This is a genomic window from Gallintestinimicrobium propionicum, assembly GCF_025567525.1.
Taxonomy (GTDB): domain Bacteria; phylum Bacillota; class Clostridia; order Lachnospirales; family Lachnospiraceae; genus Gallintestinimicrobium; species Gallintestinimicrobium propionicum.
This window is the reverse complement of record NZ_JAOQJY010000019.1, coordinates 15989-34448: the sequence shown is the minus strand read 5'-3', so window position 1 is coordinate 34448 and position 18460 is coordinate 15989. Positions and strand designations below refer to the sequence as shown.

The window sequence follows — 18460 nt, the reverse complement described above, 5'->3', positions numbered from 1 at the left end:
ATCTTCTGAACTGTGAAAATGAGAAACTGCCAAAGGAAACGATAGTGGCCTTTGAATAACGAGGGAGTGAGATATATGGAGCAATTACTGATTGTTGAAGATGATATCGGTTTGAATCAAGGCTTATGCAAAGCACTGAAAGCAGATGCTCGGCAGATCATTTCCTGCCAAGACCTAAAAACGGCGAAGGAGCAGCTGCTTTGCGGCGGTGTGTCCCTGATCCTGTTGGATATCAACCTGCCGGATGGCAGTGGGCTTGAGCTGCTCCGGGAGGTCAAGGAAAACATGCCCGGGATTCCTGTTATTCTGCTGACTGCCAATGACACCGATCTGGACATCGTAGACGGACTGGAGAGAGGTGCTGATGATTACATCACCAAGCCCTTTTCTCTTTCGGTTTTGCGGGCAAGGGTGAATACCCAACTGCGAAAGCAAGCGTCAAGCCATAAAAATGCGCCGATCCATATTGATCTATTTCACTTTGACTTTGAGGATATGACCTTTTATGTGGAAGATTCAAAAGTGGAATTGAGTAAAACAGAACAAAAATTACTGCGTCTGCTTGTTGAAAACCGTGGTCGAACCATGACCCGTGGAGACCTTGTCGACCGGATCTGGACAGATGGCGCAGAATATGTGGATGAAAATGCTTTGTCTGTTACGATCAAGCGTCTGAGGGATAAGCTTGGCGCACAGAAATACATTAAAACCGTCTATGGAATCGGTTATAGCTGGGTGACAAAAGATGAATAAAACAGGCATTGTGATCCTGCTGCTGTGTTTTCTGGCGGCGGCAGCTATTGTATTATGGGAGCGGAGAAAGACCAGAAAAACGATGGAAGAAATCGAAAGAATGCTGGACGCTGCCATGACCGGCTCCTTTTCTGAAACCAATTTTGATGAAAGCCGGCAGTCTGCTTTGGAAACGAAGTTTGCACACTATCTTTCTGCCGCAGAAGCATCTTCTCGAAATGTAGCGCAGGAAAAAGACAAAATCAAAACCTTGATTGCGGACATTTCCCACCAGACGAAAACGCCGATTGCAAATCTGCTGTTATACAGCGAGCTTTTGATGGAGGAAACTCTGCCTGCATCGGCGAAGGCAAATGTGGAGGCGCTGTACAAACAATCGGAAAAGCTGCGATTTCTGATCGATTCTCTCGTAAAGCTTTCCAGACTGGAAAACGGGATCATTTCACTCTCCCCTCAGCAAGCAGCGCTGCAGCCGCTGCTTGAAAGCGTAGTAGAACAATATGCCGCCAAGGCTTCTGAAAAAGGATTGTCTTTGCAAATGCAGGATACAGATGCTTTTGCTGTATTCGACTTCAAATGGACAGCGGAAGCGCTGGCTAATATCGTAGACAACGCCATCAAATATACAGAGCATGGCACCATTACTATTTCTGCCGTAAGCTATGAAATGTTTGCAAGGATCGATATATCGGATACCGGTTTAGGCATACCGGAAACTGAGCAAGCGAAGATATTTGCTCGCTTTTACCGCTCAAATAGTGTGCAGAAACAAGAAGGAGTCGGCATCGGCTTATACCTTGCCCGACAGATCATATCCGGCGAGGGCGGTTATATCAAGGTTGCTTCCGTTCCGGGAAAAGGAAGTACGTTTTCCATATTTCTGCCGAAATAACAACAATTCTATCAAAACTGTTAGATTTCATTTTTCGCCGGAAAGAATGTGGAAAGATTCCTATGCGATAATCTGTATGTATCAAAGGATCATTTTCTTTCATACATACAGATTTTTTCATGGAGGTACTCATTTATGGAAGTTTTACAGGCAAAAAACCTGAAAAAGATTTATGGCTCCGGCAATAACGCAGTTCATGCGTTGGATGGAGTTGATTTAAGTGTAAAGAAGGGCGAATTTGTTGCAATTGTCGGCACATCCGGCTCCGGCAAATCCACGCTGCTGCACATGCTGGGCGGGCTGGATCGCCCTACAAGCGGCACGGTCATGGTGGACGGACAGGATATTTTCTCCCTGAAGGAGGAAGCGCTGACCATCTTCCGCCGCAGGAAAATCGGCTTTGTGTTCCAAGCATATAATCTTGTTCCGGTGCTGAATGTGTATGAAAATATTGTTCTACCCATTGAGCTGGACGGTGGCAAGGTCAATAAGGATTTCGTACAGCAGATTGTACAGACACTTGGGCTGGATGATCGTCTGGATGCGCTGCCCAATCAGCTCTCAGGCGGTCAACAGCAGCGGGTAGCCATTGCCCGTGCGCTGGCGGCAGCACCCGCTATCATTCTGGCAGATGAACCCACCGGCAATCTGGATTCCAAAACCAGCCAGGATGTATTGAGCCTTTTGAAAGTCACCAGTCAAAAGTTCGCCCAGACAATCGTAATGATCACTCACAACGAAGAAATTGCGCAGATGGCAGACCGCATTATCCGTATCGAAGATGGTCGGATCGTCTCCCAAAACTAACGGGAGGTGGCTACGATGAATGTCAAAAACAGAAAATGTATTCGAAAGCTCAGCTTAAAATCTCTTTATGCGAACCGTCGCCGCAATCTGATCGCTATTTTTGCCATTGCGCTGACAACGCTGCTATTTACGTCCATGTTCACCATTGTCTTGTCACTGAACGCCAGTTATGAAACCTACCAGTTTCGGCAGGTAGGCGGCTATGCACACGGTACCTTTAAAGATGTTTCCCCCGAGCAGGCGGAACGTATCGCTGCCCACCCAAAGGTGAAGGCTACGGGGGCACGGAAGGTAATCGGTATCACTGCGGAGGGGGTCTTTGCCAAAATACCGGCAGAGATCAGCTACATGGATGCCAACTGCACTAAATGGAGCTATGCAACCCCTACTACCGGACGGATGCCCGAAAGCGGCAAAGAGGTAGCCATGGATACGGCAGCGTTGCAGCTGCTTGGCGTAACGCCGGAGCTGGGCGCCGAGGTCACGGTTTCCTATTCCATTACGGACAAGGATCAAACCGCCTTTACTGTAACAGATACCTTTACGCTGGTGGGCTATTGGGACTATGATGAACTAATGCCTGTTCATTACATCAACATCAGCCGTGATTACGCAGATGACATCGAAGCGCAGGCAGTGAAAACAGGTTTACAGCCTTTCCGCACCGATTTGAATGTCATGCTGGCCTCCGGCACAAACATTCAAGGGCAGATGGAGCAGGTGGATACCGATCTTGGTTACACATGGGACAGCTATACCGATCCCAACAGCGTCCGGATCGGCGTCAACTGGGGATATACCTCATCCCAGCTGGAGTCGAAGCTTGATCCGGAACTTGTGATCGCCATAGCAGCTTTTTTGCTGCTGGTGATTTTCACTGGGTATCTTATCATCTATAACATTTTCCAGATCTCTGTTGTAGGGGATATCCGGTTTTACGGACTTCTGAAAACCATTGGCACAACGCCCCGGCAGCTCAAACGTATCATTCGCCAGCAGGCACTTCTGCTTTGTCTGATCGGCATTCCGGCAGGGCTGCTGCTGGGCTACGGCATCGGCGCTGTTCTGGTACCTGTTGTCTTGCGCTCCACCCAGTTGGGGGTGGGCATCACTACCATCAGCACCTCGCCTGTGATCTTTGTTGGCTCCGTGCTGTTTGCTCTGCTGACAGTGCTCTTGTCCTGCTCCAAGCCCGGAAAAATGGCAGCCAAGGTTTCTCCGGTGGAGGCTACCAAATATACGGATGCGATGCAGACGAAGAAAAAACGGCGCAGTACCCGGGGAGCGAAGCTCCATCAGATGGCCTTTGCCAATCTGGGACGAAACAAGAAAAAGACGGTACTGGTGGTGGTGTCTCTGGCACTGTCGGTGACACTGTTCAATGCGCTGTGTGCCTTTGTGGGCGGCTTCAGCATGGAGAAGTATGTATCCACCATGACCTGCGCCGATTTTATCGTCAGCACGCCCGACTATTTCCGTTACAACCCGGCAGATGAATTCATCACGCCAGAACAGATCGAGGAGATCGCAGCAAACACAAAGGCCAGTCTTTCCGGCACGGGATATGCTGTGCGAAAAATCGCCTACCTGTGGATGACGGAGGATGCTCTGCGGCAGGACTATGCAAGGTACGAAAGCGCCGAGCAGTTGGACAGCCATATGAGCCGTCTGGAGCACCGGGGCAATATGGTGATGGGAGATACCAGAATCGAGGCTCTGGATAACAGTCTGTTTGACAAGCTGCAAGTGCTCGACGGAGATATTTCTCCTATGCTGGAGCCGGACAATAACGCCATTGCCATTGCGGTTTCCTTAGATGACTACGGCAATCTGCCCAATCCTGAATACTACCCCAAGGTGGGAGACACAATCACCGCTACCTATGCGGATGATGTGAAATATATCGACAGCCTCACCGGAGAACTCCGCACCGAAGATACACCGGAGGAGTACCTTCAGGCAAAATTGTATGGAGCCAGAGATGTAGAGTACACGGTCTGCGCCTTGGTAGAACTTCCGAATTCCATGAGTTATCGTTATGGTGGTATTGGATATGACGTAGTTTTGTCTGTGGACACCGCACAGAGGGACAGCGGTGGTGCAGCCATTCCGATGCTCTACCTGTTCGACACAGCGGACGAAGTTGACGAGGCCGAAGCAGAGCAATATCTATCGAAGCTCACTGCCGGTGAGTTTTCGCCCTTGATGTATGAAAGCAAGGCCACGGCTCGCTCTGAATTTGCTCAGTACCGGCAGATGTTCCTTCTGATAGGTGGTATCCTCTGTGCTATCATTGGGCTGGTGGGACTCTTAAATTTCTTCAACGCCATGATGACCGGTATTCTTTCCCGCCGCCGTGAATTTGCTGTGCTTCAGGCTGTAGGAATGACGAACCGGCAGCTCAAAACCATGCTGATCTACGAGGGATTGTTTTACGCAATGTCCTCCGTGGCGGTGGCTTTTATTCTGTCGCTGGCGGTGGGACCTCTTGCGGGAAAAATGCTGGGCATTATGTTCTGGTTCTTTGAGTATCGATTCACCATTCTGCCTGTCCTGCTGACAATTCCGGTATTTCTTCTGCTGGGGTGGCTGATCCCCTGCATGATGTATGACAACGCAGCAAAATGCAGTGTTGTAGAGCAATTAAGGGATGCTCAATAACTGTTAAGCAAAAAACGGCCCTCTGCCAATGAAAAGGCAGAGGGCTGCGTTTTAATCTAAGGGTTTACATTCAGTTACAGTTTTTAGATAAATTTTGGGATCACCGTTCAATATCAAGTCTGCATATCCAATCGGATCATTGTAAATCAGATAGTCCAGCTCTGACCGCTGATACATATTGTCTGCAACCTCGTTCTCCACGGCGATGGTGTCAATGGCAATCATGCTCGAGTCGCCCTCGCCCTTGGAAAGTAATACAGCCGTCTCAACATGCGTGGACGAGGGGAAATGGATGCAAAGGATGCTAACGTATCCTGGTTCTACTTTGCCAAAACACACAAAGATCTACCTATTGTTCTCATACTTCATGAGATTTTTCCTTACATTTTTAAATTCCAATAGCCACTTCGTGCTGTTCCAACCCTCTCTAACACATTCATTTCTGCCAGTTCTTTTATATTTTTCTTAACTGCTCTTGCTGTAATTCCTAATCGTTCTGCCATCACAGTTTGTGTTATCTTTGAATTATCTGCAATCATATTTACGATTTTCTGTTGTGTTGCATTCAATTTCATTGGTGAACTTTTTGGTGAACTTTTTGGTGAACTTTGGTGAACTTCACTATACGACGGTCTGTATAAGTTCACTCTAAAACTATCTCCAATTTCTTTTAATTCCGGTTCCTTGATTCCATATTCCCGACAGGAACTAAACATTCTCTTTACACCAGTTCCCCAGCTTTCAATAATTCTCATTCTGCTAAATACTTCAGCAATACAGCGATTGCGAATTTTAGAGCCGCCTTCTTTTATCTGTTCTATCGTCAAACCTCCACACAACATTCCTGGCGAAGTAATTTCAACTCTGTCATCATAAACTGCGACCTGCACACATGCCCTGTCCAAAAAATTTCGATGTGTCGTAGCATTTACGATTGCTTCCCTAATTGCTTCTGTAGGCAATTCATACGAATCCGTTCTGACCAATCCATTTATTTCTGCTCCCAGATTAATATGTTTCAAAACGAATTTGTAAGCTTCTTCAATTTGTTCATAAAGCGGTCCTTCAAAATCTCTTTTATCAATAAAAACAACTCTTTCAACACCTTTGAATAATGCACACTGTATTTTAACAAATGGGAACGGGTTATTTGTAAGCATTACAAAAGCATTTGTAGGAACCAGCGTTCCCTCCAAATTCTTGATTACTCCCCAGTTAATCAAATTTTGAACTGTTACATCACGAACCTTTTCTTTTTCTGCTTTCGTCTTTGCCGCATCTACCATATACTTTTTGATAGCAGCACATAATTTTTCTGCCTGTTCTGCATCATACTTTTGTTCAACACAGACCATTTCGTCAAAAGAACGATTTGTTCCCTGAAAATCCAAATCCTTAATTATTGTGTCATCTGCCGGTCTTGATGTTCCTGATACTCTGATAAATGTCCCTGACTCTTTTCCAAGTGTTTTGATGTAATAAGGTCTATTTGCACCCGGATAAATTTCTACCACAATAACACATTTCCCCTCAATCGTATCAACTCCAATATTAGGAAAAATTTGCGGGTAACACATATCTGAAATTGTATTTGTTATTCCATCAATTATTTTAAACACCTCATTAGGATCAACACCCACAATCTCATGACTTTTATCATCAACACCAATAATAATCTTTCCACCTGCTGTATTAGCAAAAGCTACAACACTTTTTATATACTTTTCGCTCTTTTTAGGTACCTCTACCTTAAATTCTATATTGGATGATTCCCCCGCTTTGATTTCATCTGCTAACATGCTTTCCTCCACGCTTGAATCAATATAATTACAGCACATACGTCTTCTGTCAATATAACAATATAAACTCACGAATTTTCGAAAATATATGTTCTCGATATCTTTACTTCTCAATCATACTCCAAAATATTTAAAACAAGATATTTTGCAAACTCACAACTTGTATAAGAAGCATATTTCTGAAAATCATCACCTTTTTTTTCATCCGCAAAATCACTTATTGATTTCAGGCAAATAGGTATTACGCTATTATCAATACCATAATTTGCAGCATAAAATACACCATATGATTCCATATCTAAGCCCACTGTTTTTCTTGAATGCTGCATTATCATATCATCTACAATTTTTGAATTACCAACCACCGCCGCACCACAAGCTAACGGCCCTAACACCAAATTCAAATCATGACTAATTGTTTGGCCTTTAAACTCCCTCTTTATTCCAAACAATTGTTGTGCGTAATCTCTTCTTAAAATACTCTCCATTCCTGAATCCAGTAAAATATGCTTAGGATCTGGTGAGAAAATAGCTTCCCCATTCTCCCCTGTTATGTATTTACCATTTGAATAATTCCAAACTTCAGTAGCTACTATTATATCCCCCAGATTTTTCCCTGAGCCTATACCAGCCGCAATTCCAACCATAATTAAATACTTTGGATGAAAATGATGTATTATATTTAGTGATAATGTTGAAGCTGCAGCCATTCCCATTTCTCTTTGTTGTGCATATACCACTTTTATATTTTTACCATTTGCCACTATATTTGCAAGATAATAATCTGTTGTATCGCTATCAAAATTTACTCGTTGGAAATCATGCTCTTTGAATGCATATTTTAAAGCTTCCATTTCGTTATTGACCGCACATATAATTGCAACATCACTTTTTTTAACATCTGAAAAACGCTCAATTGATTTCTCATATTTAAGAGCATATCGAATTTTATTTTTTATTACATTTTCCCATTCTACAGACTGTTCATCATATTTTAGTACCAGAAATTCTAGATTCTTTCCTAATTCCTTACATTTTTCTTGTAATGCATCATGCTCTGTCAAAATAATTATTTCCTTAGGTATCAATATCGAATCTGTCTCTAAGATTTCATCAATAAATTCCAACCCAGCGATTTCCGAGTCATCTTCCTCCCCTATGCATTCAGCTATTTTCAAATCCAACACAACCAAATCATATCTTATACTTTTCATTTGATCTTTAGCTGACTTCAAATCCAATACATGTTCTATTGAATCTGAAACCAACTCGTCAATTGTATTGATAACTGAATGTAGTCTTTTCAACTTCTTACTTTCATCATCTACTAATAGTATCTTCATTTCATCGTACCTCAAATATTCTTCAAATAATTTTCCAGTTCTGTTTTCCACTCTAATGATGATTCATCATAATGAATACAGCCCAGATAATAATTTGAATAATTCTCTTTCATTTGGTCATCAAGTTGCTCAAGATTTATTTTTTTTGTGTCATCCTCAATCACATCAAAAGCTGTGATAACCAATACTTTTACAGACAGTTCTTTCCTATCTATTTCATCTAAAATTTCAATACCGCCAAATGCCTCAAACTCATTTAGTTCTTCATCTTCCCCATTTATATCATAAAGTGGCAAACTCATATCTAATAAAACTATATCAAACTTGCCATTTCTTAATGCTAGCATACCTCCCATCAAAGAATTTACAACACTAATATTTTCAACACCTAACTCATCTTTTAAATAAGTTACTATATTGCTTTGCTTAACATTTTCATCTTCAACAAATAAAACTTTCATCTCTCTCCTTTCTATGCCATGATATTGGTAATTCCAATGAAGACAGAAATGCCAAATAAATTTTCTTCAATTTGGTACCATATTGCGTATGCAGCATCAATATTATACTGAAACGTTTTATACAACTTATAAAGTCCGGTTCCGCCCTCACTCTGTGAATATTTTTTTACAGTTTCTGTATTTTTTGTATTTGCAAAAATCACCCCTACCTTATCCCTTAATACATTTATATCTATATCCTCGCTAAGTGTATTGGAAATAGATAATTCTAAGAATCCGAGATCATCTACTTTAATTCTCTTTTTTTCGAATTCATCTTTTAATTCCTCTAATACAGCTTCATCACACACTTTATTTACATCAATATCAATTTCTAACTTCGAATAATCTGATATTCCCGAATGCTCTAATGCATTGTTTATCATAATATTCACAGCATCTACGAAATAAGGGAAATTTTCACCTTTGTATAGATTAGTATCACTAATATTTTTCTTCAAATTTATTTCTGCCATACCACCATTAAGCTGAGAAATAATTTCCAAACAAGTATCTACTAAATCGTCCATCGTGAAATCCAAATAAGTTACATCTTTTTTTTCAAATACATTTGCGAACTCTATTGTCTTTCCACCAATTTGAGATTTGCATAAATTTATGCTACTCGAAATCGATTTTACAGCATCCCTTACATCCTCATTCTTTATGTTTCCAACACTGCATGCTAATGCATTTAACTCTGCTTGGAAATAGTTCAAAAGATCTTCCTGTATTTTCTTTTTCAAAACAACAAAATAGTTAAGCGTATACTGCCATAAAAGATCAATAACCTGATCGTAAAAAGTATTAAAATCAATTATGTTATCCATATCAATTAGAAGAAGTTGATTGACACACATAGTAAAATCCAATAAGGCATTGTTTTCTTCTTTATATCTTATACTCAACCATTCTTTTTTTATTTCATCTACCTTTTTCTCAATATCGGCCGTAAATAATGACAAACATTTTTTAACTTTTCGGCTTCCCTTTGAATTTTCCGGTAAAATATGATCCCAATATTCATTTATTAGATATTCACTACTATCATTTTTTTCTTTTTTGGAAAGCAAATTATACTCTTGAAAAATTGTCGTTAATTGGTTTTTACAATAACCATGCCTTATTCTAGAACTCAGAAAGGTATTTAATCCATATTTTTCATTAAATAAAAATTCTTCTGTTATTGTTGTAATTATCCCTTTTAGTATTACCATTTTCTGAGAATATGTAGCATTATTTCGTATTTTATCATTAATATCATCGACAATTTTTTTCAAATCGCTTATGTATTCAGTGCTATATATATCATATGTCATTAACTCTTCATCCAAGTTCTTGACAGATAAATATCTATTGAAATCTTCTCTTAATGCTAATTCATTCTCCTTTTTAATGTTTTCCGTATCTACAAAAACTCTACTTTGATTAATCTGCTTAATTCGATCTTTAATACTACGTTGCTTAGTAATTGCAGTAATCTCAGCATAATATTTCTTCTTATTCTCTGAGTCTAACACAATTAAATTTTGAAGTATTTCTATTCTGATTTCCTCTACTCTGTTTCCTTCCGGATTCAAAATAATATCTCTTTTTATAAGATGCTGTATACATACCCTATCTAAAAATGTAACCAACGCAGGCCCTTTTTCTTCTCGTTCAATTACATCTTTTATAGATTTAAAATTATTATAATCCATATAATTTGAATACGCTATTCTTTGCTTCTTATAATCACTAGGCATACTTAAATAAACAAACACCACATAATTAAGATTTTTCTTAATTTCCTTAGTTAAATGATGCCTAATATTATCACTTGATCTTTGAATGTCGATTCTTCTTTGTAGATTATGATTTTTTAATATCGCATTTGTAATACATCTTACCTCTGATAAATAATCTTCACTATTTTCAAAAATAGTTATTTGTCGACGTAAGATTCTTTCTAAAAAGTAATTATTATCCTTGTTGATTTTATCAAGAGTTTTTATCGCATTTACATTATCCCCCTGCTGTATATATCTATCCGTTTCAAAAAGTAATTTTCTATTCTTATCTGATAATTGATCTGAAAGTTCTCCCATTCCATATTTAAACAAAAACAGTTGATAGGTTATCGGACACACATTTTTAAAAATTTCCAAAAATGCTTCCCTATTTGATATACAATTAAAACTCATCAAATTAGGAGAAATACACATATCATTAATTGCCGACATAAAACTCAATCTTTTTCTACTTTGCATAGATGTTTTTCTTGCTATAAACCCAATTACTTTATATTCCCAGCTTGTCCCTCTAACAACTTTTATATATGAAAACAATTTTTGTATTGCATCTGCTTCATATTCATTAACCATATATGCATTATACAACCAGCGATACACCCCATCATCAAAATGTGGTTCTTCATTAAGGAAAATATATGATTTTACCAATAAAATTATACACTGAAAATCCTGCGGTCTTCTTTCCAGATATTTATTACACTCTTCTATATAATTTTTATAATTGCCACTAGTATATGTCTCTAACAAAGAATAATATTCCAGTTGTTCTCCCGTAATTGGTTTAGGCTTTGTTATCAAAGAAAGATTCGCCAATCTAAAATCATCTAACTTCAATTCATAATTATCTACTTCACCTTCTACAAATCTCATCTGATCCGATATGACAAATGATTCATACATATCTATGATGGAAAATTGCGAATCAAACATAAGGGCAATTTCAATTTCTTCAATATCAAATTCCCTTTCCACATTGAATTTAAAGTTAATATATTTTCGAATAATCTCATTATCCTGAAGGTCTTCGTTATAACTATCTATTTTTTTCTTAAAGGATGTATAGCTGGTGTTTTCTTCTGCGAAATAACTTTCTAGTTCAAACAATGTATTTAACATAATATTATCACTAGCCTGAGTTTGAATTTCATCCAAGTACTTTTTATTTTTCTCTAATCCATAGATTTTTTCGTACAGAAGCATCTTTTTTGATATACTCCATACCGACAGTCCTACTTCTGCTTCTATTTCTGTTAAAACATTTAATGCCAACTCATATTCCTGCAAAAAAAGGTGCTTTTCAAATTCAGTCTTTAACTCCACATATTTTTCGATTTTATAAATATATTTATTAAAAATTGACATATAATACTTTCTTAAAAAGTCAATTTGAATATCAGAATTTAATACTAATTTTTTACTACACATATCTTGAATGCTCTGCGGAAATAATATCTTATCCATACGTTTCTTCATAGATATGTTGTTATCAACCGTTCGCAAAATTCTTGATATATCGTCTTCCTCTGAGAAGAAGACTATTTTATAAAACTTATTTTTATAAGTTATTTTCTCTTTGGCAAAATCAAATAAATATTTTCTTCTATATTCTCTGTTCATCTGCGCATTCCCCATCTACACCGTAAAACATCTCATGTAAGATGCTATCGTTTCGTGTATCAATACCATTATTTTCCCCTACAGAAAAATATTACAATCAACAACTATTGTGATATTCTACCATATTTCAGCTCACTTTTCTATCCATAAAGCCTCGATTTTGCACGTTTTTTCGATATGTTTAATTTTAATTCTATTAAATCCTAAAACTGTAATCTATTTTCTTTATTCGCTTACGCCAACAATAAAATGCCCGGCAGCCACTCCAGGCACTTTATTCTTGTCACAAGTCGGCAGGAATAACTTATTAACTTATCTTTATTCAGTTGTCATCTCCGTCCCCTCTTACATTTCTCTGATTTCCTGCTCCATCACGATACCCGATTTAAACTGTATCATCAGCCGCTCCTTTGAAATCACCTTTATTTGGCTGATCAGCATCCGTACAAGACCATCGTCATATTCCACAAGCTGGCAGGAGGTATGGTTCAGGAACCGGTCCATCTCATTGACCCGCTGTTCATAATTTTCCGCAAGCCGTCGCGACACGTTCTCCTTTTTCTGTGCTTCCTTCAGCTCATTGATTTCATCTGAAATCTTTCGATACCGTTCATCGAATTCATCTGTGTATGCCCCCTGTTTGGCATTTTCCATAACAAGGGCAACCATTTCATCCTGTTTCTTTTTGATTTTCTCATCATACTCGTCCGGTCCTTTTTTATAGCTGCCGATTACCCGGATGACATTCTGCCGGAAAGCATCTACAAAATCTCCATTATCGCCTGTAATTTTCTGCATGGCCTCCATGATGGCATTATGTAATGCCTCCTCTTCCAGTGTGGGGAAATCCTTGCATTTTTTCGTGCCATTCTCCAATCGGTTGGTGCAGCGCCAGACGATTTTCTTCTTCTCATTTCTCGACCAGGTGACACGACGGTAATCCCGGTCGCATTCCCCACAGATGACAATTCCCGTTAGTGCATACATGGATGAATATTTGCTTTGCTGGTTTTTCTTTCTGGATACTGCGGGCTTCCACATAGATGCACGGCGTGCTATTTCTTCCTGCACCTGATAAAAAAGCTCCTTGGAGATAATCGCTTCATGGTCATCCTCGACATAATACTGAGGGACAATTCCATTATTCATCACCTTCCGTTTTGTCAGGAAGTCTACTGTATATGTTTTCTGCAGCAGGGCATCTCCCATATACTTTTCATTGGACAGCATCCGGCGGACCACCGTTTCTTCCCATTTATCCAGTCCTGTTGCTGTTTTGATTCCCTGTGCTCCCAGATATCTTGCAATCTTCTCAGCAGATAAGCCCTCAAGGTAAAGCCGGAATACCAGTTTTACTACTTCCACTTCTTCCGGGACAATGACCAGCTCGCCTTCCGAGTTCTTTGTGTAGCCCATAAATTTATTATGGTTGACCATGACCTTGCCCTTTTCAAAGCGCCGTACAATCCCCCATTTTACGTTCTCACTGATGTTACGGCTCTCTTCCTGGGCCAGACTGCTCAGGATTGTAATCAGGATTTCTCCGGTGCCGTCCAGCGTATTGATATTTTCTTTTTCAAAGATTACCGCGATATTTTTCTCTTTCAGCTTCCGGATCGTCATCAGGGAGTCTACGGTGTTTCTTGCAAACCGGCTGACTGACTTTGTGATGATGATGTCGATTTTTCCATCCAGCGCATCCTTTATCATCGCATTGAAATCCGACCGTTTCTTCGTATTCGTGCCGCTTTTCCCGTCATCGGCATAAATACCTGCCAGAGTCCAGCTGTCCGTCCGTTTGATCTTTTCCGAATAATGCTCTACCTGTGCTTCATAGCTGCCATCCTGTTCATCAAGGTCTGTACTGACCCTGCAGTATGCCGCGATACGCAGGCGCTTTTCCACCAACGGAGTTGCACGGTCATATCCTGCTTCGCCGGTATAATGGCTATTTTCTTAGCTGTCATCGCCATTTTTCTCTCCTTTCCGATCCGCTGTGGGACCATAATAAACTGTAACACTGCTTCCATTGGAGAAAAACACTTTTGTTGAATTATCTTTATATACCACAATCTGCTGAATCAGTTCCCGGTACAGTTCCTCATCGAATTCTTTCAGATATGCCCTTCAGTGCCTCTTTCATCTTTTCCGTCTGCAGCTCCTCATCCTGAATTTCCAGCGTCTGGTAACGCTCTGCTGCTCTTTCAAGCAGAAGCTCCATCAAGTTATCCGCGCCCTCCGCTTTTACCTGCTTCACCTGACGCTCCAGTCTCCGATAATCGGCACTCACCTTCTTTTCTTTCGGAGCTACTTTGATCAGCTTGGGCTTTTTCATAATCTGATTGATTGCATCCACACATACCTGTTTTACCTGCTCGTCTGTGATGAATCCTCCGGCGCAGAACAGCCGGTTTTGTTGGATATAATTTTTGCATTTCCACTTAGGTTCCACCTTCTTCTCTTTCGGCGGCATGTAATGATGATAGTCCGCACCGCATGTGCCGCACACCAGCACTCCACTGAAAAGCAGCTTTTCCGGCTGCAGTTTTCTATATTTGCCATGACCATACTGCACCTTCCTATGCGCTCTCCGTTTCTGGATCCGTTCAAACAAATCCTGTTCAATGATCTGCGGATAATACTTTGTCCCCAGGTAATTATGATTTTCCAGGATTTTTCCAACTGCCACATGGGTCCAGGCTACCCTGTCATGGGAATTCGGTATCTTTCTGTCAATCAACACCTGCGCAATCCTGCCGGTAGATATCCCGCTGTCATATTCCTGAAAAATCCATTTCACTGTTTTGCTGTGTTCTTCGTTTATCACGATCTTCCCGTCTGAAATCTCATATCCGATTGGAGTATGCCACTGCATCCGCTTTTCCTCCTTCCTTTTCTATAAAGGTCAGTCCATTCTGTATGTAAAAAACAATCTCTCGCTCCTTTGTGATATGGATTTCCTTTACCATCAGATTGAACAAATCATCCCGGAACTCTTCCAGCAGCCCCCCTTCGTCCTGAAGCAGCCGGATAAGCCGTTCTGTGCTTGCAATCTCTTTTATCCCCGGCCGTTTGCTGTGAAGTAATGCCTTTCTTCGTTTACAGTCCAGCAGCCTGAGACCAATATCATTGTTTTTTTCGTAAAAAAGAGCAGAGTCCATATATCCTTTCCTCATTACCTGACTCAGGATCAGCCTCTGCTCGTTCAAATCGTTTATCTCTTTATTCAGTTCTTCTACCGCTTCAGACTCCTGCTGGCCTTCCACCATCTCACACAGTTCTCTCAGCAGCGGTTCCAATATTATTATCAAGCACTCTCTAGCAAACTCATTCTCTGTTTTTCAAGCAAATTGAAAGAAGTCTCAGCATAACCAAATCTGACGTATTTTCCATCAGATTGTTTTATCCTGAGACTTCTTGTGTTATCATATTTCCTTGTAGCTCGAAAATAAAAAAGCAGAAATCTCCCCGACCAAAGTTTGACTTCTGCTTTCAACCAACACATAGTACTGGCTACGCCTCACTATGCACACGATTATGATAACAGTTGAAACAGAAAACTACAACCATATTTCTCAGGATTTTTATAATAATACGATAAATTCTCTTGATCTGGCACTTATTCCATGCACTTGCGGACATTCAGGGTGCCTGATCCATCATGGCGTTTACAAACGCAGCATCCAGCTCGCTGATACGCTAATTACGCTCTCTGTGATCCGGATATACTGTAAAGAGTGTGGTCATACACATGCTCTCCTTCTTTCCTCCATGGTTCCCTATTTCCAGATTCCTCTCCAGCTATACGTCAACACGATTATTGCCGCTGAGCATCAGACTGGCTTTGCCTCTCTATTGGACGGACGGGTCTGCGTTGATGAAAACAACCTGAAATCCATTCTCAGGAACTACCGTCTCCACTGGTGCGAACGGTTACGGGCGGTATCCCTCTGTTTGACAGATTTGTCCAGGCTGGTTTCCGGATGTTTCTCACACTTTTCCAGGCAGTTCATGCAGATTAAAACCACCAGGAACATACTTTTTGTTCCACCCACATAACCTTACACGACAGCCTTCATACTTTCCAGTATCCTTGTGAAAAAGGAGGTTTAACACTATGAAACAGGAAAAACAACAGGAAATCGCTCTGATGCGGTACAGAACGATTGCTCCGCTTATCGCAGGTCTTGATGAAAACTATCCCAGCAAGTCTGCTTTTTACACGGAAATCTCTGCAAAAGGAATTCTCGGACCTGATGGAAAACTTCACAATTATGCCCCCGCTACCATCGAAAAATGGTATCTGAACTACCAGAAGCACGGATTTGATGGTTTCATTCCGAAAGGTCGTTCCGATGCAGGTATGAGCAGGAAGCTGGATGATGAACTTCAGGAAAGAATCCGCTACTTCAAGTCCAACTATCCCCGCATGTCCGCAGCAGTCATCTACAGACAGCTGAAATCAGATGGTTCCGTGATTCACGGACAGGTGTCAGAATCTACCGTCTGCCGCTTTGTAAATCAGTTGCAGAACGAACTTAGGCAGACTCCGAACAAGGATATGAGGCGTTATGAACGTCCGCATATCAATGAGGTCTGGTGTGGAGACAGCAGTGTCGGTCCCCGCCTTACCGATGAGAGCGGCAAAAAGCACCGTGTTTATATCATCGCACTCATTGATGATGCCAGCAGGTTCATCACCGGGATTGATGTCTTTTATAATGATAACTTCATCAATCTTTTATCCGTTATGAAATCAGCGGTTGCCAAGTACGGGCGCCCGAAGGTATTCAACTTCGATAACGGCAAGTCTTATAAAAACAAACAGATGGAACTGCTCGCCGCAAGGATTGGCTCCACACTCAGCTACTGCCAGCCTTACACCCCTACCGGCAAAGCCAAGATTGAACGCTGGTTCCGTACCATGAAAGACCAGTGGATGGCTTCTCTTGATATGCGGGATTTTCATTCCCTTGATCAGCTGCGTGGCAGCCTGTTTGCATTTGTACAGCAGTATAACCAGTCCCCTCATTCCTCCCTTCATGGAATGTCGCCGCAGGACAGGTTCTTTAAAGAACCGAAACAGATCCGCCGCCTTTCCGATGACGACATCGCCAAAGACTTTCTTCTGGAAATCGAGCGTCGCGTCTCTGCTGACAGTGTCATCGTCATCGACCAGATTGAATACGAAGTGGATTACCGGTTTGCACGCCAGCGCATCCGTCTTCGCTATTCCCCTGATATGAAGGAAATTTTCATCGTGGAGACTGGTGGGGCATTGACTCCCATCCGCCTTCTCAACAAGACAGAGAATGCCGAAATCAAACGTGAAAAAGTACGCTTATGCAAAGGAGACGATTAACCATGGATTACACAGCAAGATATGGGCTGGAGTTCAACCCGTTCTTAAAAAACTCAAAAGAAGTCCTTGTTGAAACGCAGGAATACAAGGAAACCATATTCCGCCTTAACTACCTGCTTGCAACAAAAGGCTTCGGACTTCTTACCGGAAGCGCTGGAAGAGGCAAGACTACTGCCGTCCGCAGCTGGGCTTCCGGGCTTAACTCTTCCCTTTATAAGGTCGTCTATTCCAGCCTTTCCACCCTGACTGTGAATGATTTTTACCGTAACCTTGCATTACAGCTTGGTGCACAGCCCGCTTTTCGAAAAACAGACAACTTTCGGATCATACAGGAAGAAATTACCCGGTCTGTCCTTGAAAAACGTCAGACACCGGTCATTATCATCGATGAGGCGAATTACATCGGAAATGCTGTGCTCAACGACCTGAAGATGCTGTTCAACTTTGAAATGGATTCCAGGGACAGGGCTGTCATCCTGCTTTCCGGTTTACCCCAGCTCAACAGCACCCTTCGTTTGAGCATCCATGAACCTTTTCGCCAGAGGATTGTCATGAATTATAACCTTGAGGGCATGACAAAAGCAGAAGAACATTCCTATATAAATGCCAAACTCAAAGGTGCTGGCTGTACCCAGACTGTATTTGAGGAGAATGCCCTTGAAGCAATCCTGAATGCAGCCAATGGTACTCCACGTATGATCAACAAGCTATGCAACGCAAGCCTTTTAGTTGGAAACAGCGCAAACTTAAATATCATAACCGCCGATGCAGTCATGCAGGCTATCAATGACTGTGAGCTCGGTTAACTCTGGAACCATCATGTAATCTGCATGATGGTTCTTCTGCATAAAATACCATGACGGAATGCCCGAAAATATTTTGCCTTATGACATCTTCAAACATTGAAATATACCTGTTTTAATCTGACGAATG

At 41.1% G+C, this 18460-nt stretch carries 14 protein-coding genes; 6 read left to right on the top strand and 8 right to left on the bottom strand.

From position 1 onward, the window contains the following. Positions 1 to 75 precede the first annotated feature (75 nt). The 4 genes from OCV62_RS13395 (at position 76) to OCV62_RS13380 (ending at position 5113) form a co-directional block, all read left to right on the top strand. Positions 76 to 753, top strand: coding sequence for a response regulator transcription factor (locus tag OCV62_RS13395; protein WP_262587236.1), 678 nt, complete (start codon positions 76 to 78; stop codon positions 751 to 753). Beyond that, positions 746 to 1645 carry a sensor histidine kinase gene (locus tag OCV62_RS13390; protein WP_262587234.1) on the top strand — a complete coding sequence of 300 codons (900 nt, stop codon included), beginning with the start codon at positions 746 to 748 and terminating at the stop codon, positions 1643 to 1645. The genes OCV62_RS13395 and OCV62_RS13390 overlap by 8 nt, the downstream gene beginning before the upstream one ends. Before the next feature lie 135 nt (positions 1646 to 1780). Beyond that, complete coding sequence (locus OCV62_RS13385; protein ID WP_006858253.1) at positions 1781 to 2452, top strand: ABC transporter ATP-binding protein; 672 nt, start codon at positions 1781 to 1783, stop codon at positions 2450 to 2452. Positions 2453 to 2467: 15 nt separating this feature from the next. After that, positions 2468 to 5113, top strand: a complete 2646-nt coding sequence (locus OCV62_RS13380; protein WP_262587233.1) for an ABC transporter permease — start codon at positions 2468 to 2470, stop codon at positions 5111 to 5113. A 51-nt stretch (positions 5114 to 5164) separates the two neighbouring features. Here the strand turns inward: OCV62_RS13380 and OCV62_RS13375 are convergent, their stop codons facing one another. From OCV62_RS13375 to OCV62_RS13340, 8 genes are all read right to left on the bottom strand, one after another. Then, positions 5165 to 5338: a DUF6061 family protein gene (locus OCV62_RS13375; protein WP_330667388.1), complete on the bottom strand. Its 174-nt coding sequence runs from the start codon at positions 5336 to 5338 to the stop codon at positions 5165 to 5167. Positions 5339 to 5493: 155 nt separating this feature from the next. Continuing rightward, on the bottom strand, positions 5494 to 6912 hold the full coding sequence (locus OCV62_RS13370; protein WP_262587232.1) for an ATP-binding protein: 1419 nt from the start codon (positions 6910 to 6912) through the stop codon (positions 5494 to 5496). Between the two features lie 110 nt (positions 6913 to 7022). Next, entirely contained in the window at positions 7023 to 8255 is a 1233-nt protein-coding gene (locus OCV62_RS13365; protein WP_262587231.1) for a 5'-methylthioadenosine/S-adenosylhomocysteine nucleosidase family protein, read from the bottom strand. An 11-nt stretch (positions 8256 to 8266) separates the two neighbouring features. Then, positions 8267 to 8716, bottom strand: a complete 450-nt coding sequence (locus OCV62_RS13360; RefSeq protein ID WP_262587230.1) for a response regulator — start codon at positions 8714 to 8716, stop codon at positions 8267 to 8269. Between the two features lie 11 nt (positions 8717 to 8727). After that, complete coding sequence (locus OCV62_RS13355) at positions 8728 to 12165, bottom strand: hypothetical protein (protein WP_262587229.1); 3438 nt, start codon at positions 12163 to 12165, stop codon at positions 8728 to 8730. Positions 12166 to 12510: 345 nt separating this feature from the next. Beyond that, positions 12511 to 14070, bottom strand: a complete 1560-nt coding sequence (locus OCV62_RS13350) for a recombinase family protein (RefSeq protein ID WP_330667393.1) — start codon at positions 14068 to 14070, stop codon at positions 12511 to 12513. Between the two features lie 196 nt (positions 14071 to 14266). Then, entirely contained in the window at positions 14267 to 15040 is a 774-nt protein-coding gene (locus OCV62_RS13345; RefSeq protein WP_262587228.1) for a recombinase family protein, read from the bottom strand. Further along, positions 15012 to 15464, bottom strand: coding sequence for a hypothetical protein (locus OCV62_RS13340; RefSeq protein WP_262587227.1), 453 nt, complete (start codon positions 15462 to 15464; stop codon positions 15012 to 15014). Before OCV62_RS13340 ends, OCV62_RS13345 begins: the two co-directional genes overlap by 29 nt. An 818-nt stretch (positions 15465 to 16282) precedes the next feature. On the opposite strand from OCV62_RS13340, the gene OCV62_RS13335 reads away from it, so the two are divergent. Further along, entirely contained in the window at positions 16283 to 17527 is a 1245-nt protein-coding gene (locus tag OCV62_RS13335) for a DDE-type integrase/transposase/recombinase (RefSeq protein WP_262587226.1), read from the top strand. 2 nt (positions 17528 to 17529) lie between these two features. After that, a complete protein-coding gene (locus OCV62_RS13330) occupies positions 17530 to 18333 on the top strand; it encodes an ExeA family protein (protein ID WP_262587225.1) in 804 nt (267 codons plus the stop codon). Positions 18334 to 18460: the final 127 nt, after the last annotated feature.

Bases quoted from the DNA above. Each gene is read 5' to 3' on its own strand.
- OCV62_RS13395 (WP_262587236.1), top strand. From the start codon at position 76: ATGGAGCAATTACTGATTGTTGAAGATGATATCGGTTTGAATCAAGGC.
- OCV62_RS13390 (WP_262587234.1), top strand. From the start codon at position 746: ATGAATAAAACAGGCATTGTGATCCTGCTGCTGTGTTTTCTGGCGGCG.
- OCV62_RS13385 (WP_006858253.1), top strand. From the start codon at position 1,781: ATGGAAGTTTTACAGGCAAAAAACCTGAAAAAGATTTATGGCTCCGGC.
- OCV62_RS13380 (WP_262587233.1), top strand. From the start codon at position 2,468: ATGAATGTCAAAAACAGAAAATGTATTCGAAAGCTCAGCTTAAAATCT.
- OCV62_RS13375 (WP_330667388.1), bottom strand. From the start codon at position 5,338: ATGATTGCCATTGACACCATCGCCGTGGAGAACGAGGTTGCAGACAAT.
- OCV62_RS13370 (WP_262587232.1), bottom strand. From the start codon at position 6,912: ATGTTAGCAGATGAAATCAAAGCGGGGGAATCATCCAATATAGAATTT.
- OCV62_RS13365 (WP_262587231.1), bottom strand. From the start codon at position 8,255: ATGAAGATACTATTAGTAGATGATGAAAGTAAGAAGTTGAAAAGACTA.
- OCV62_RS13360 (WP_262587230.1), bottom strand. From the start codon at position 8,716: ATGAAAGTTTTATTTGTTGAAGATGAAAATGTTAAGCAAAGCAATATA.
- OCV62_RS13355 (WP_262587229.1), bottom strand. From the start codon at position 12,165: ATGAACAGAGAATATAGAAGAAAATATTTATTTGATTTTGCCAAAGAG.
- OCV62_RS13345 (WP_262587228.1), bottom strand. From the start codon at position 15,040: ATGCAGTGGCATACTCCAATCGGATATGAGATTTCAGACGGGAAGATC.
- OCV62_RS13335 (WP_262587226.1), top strand. From the start codon at position 16,283: ATGAAACAGGAAAAACAACAGGAAATCGCTCTGATGCGGTACAGAACG.
- OCV62_RS13330 (WP_262587225.1), top strand. From the start codon at position 17,530: ATGGATTACACAGCAAGATATGGGCTGGAGTTCAACCCGTTCTTAAAA.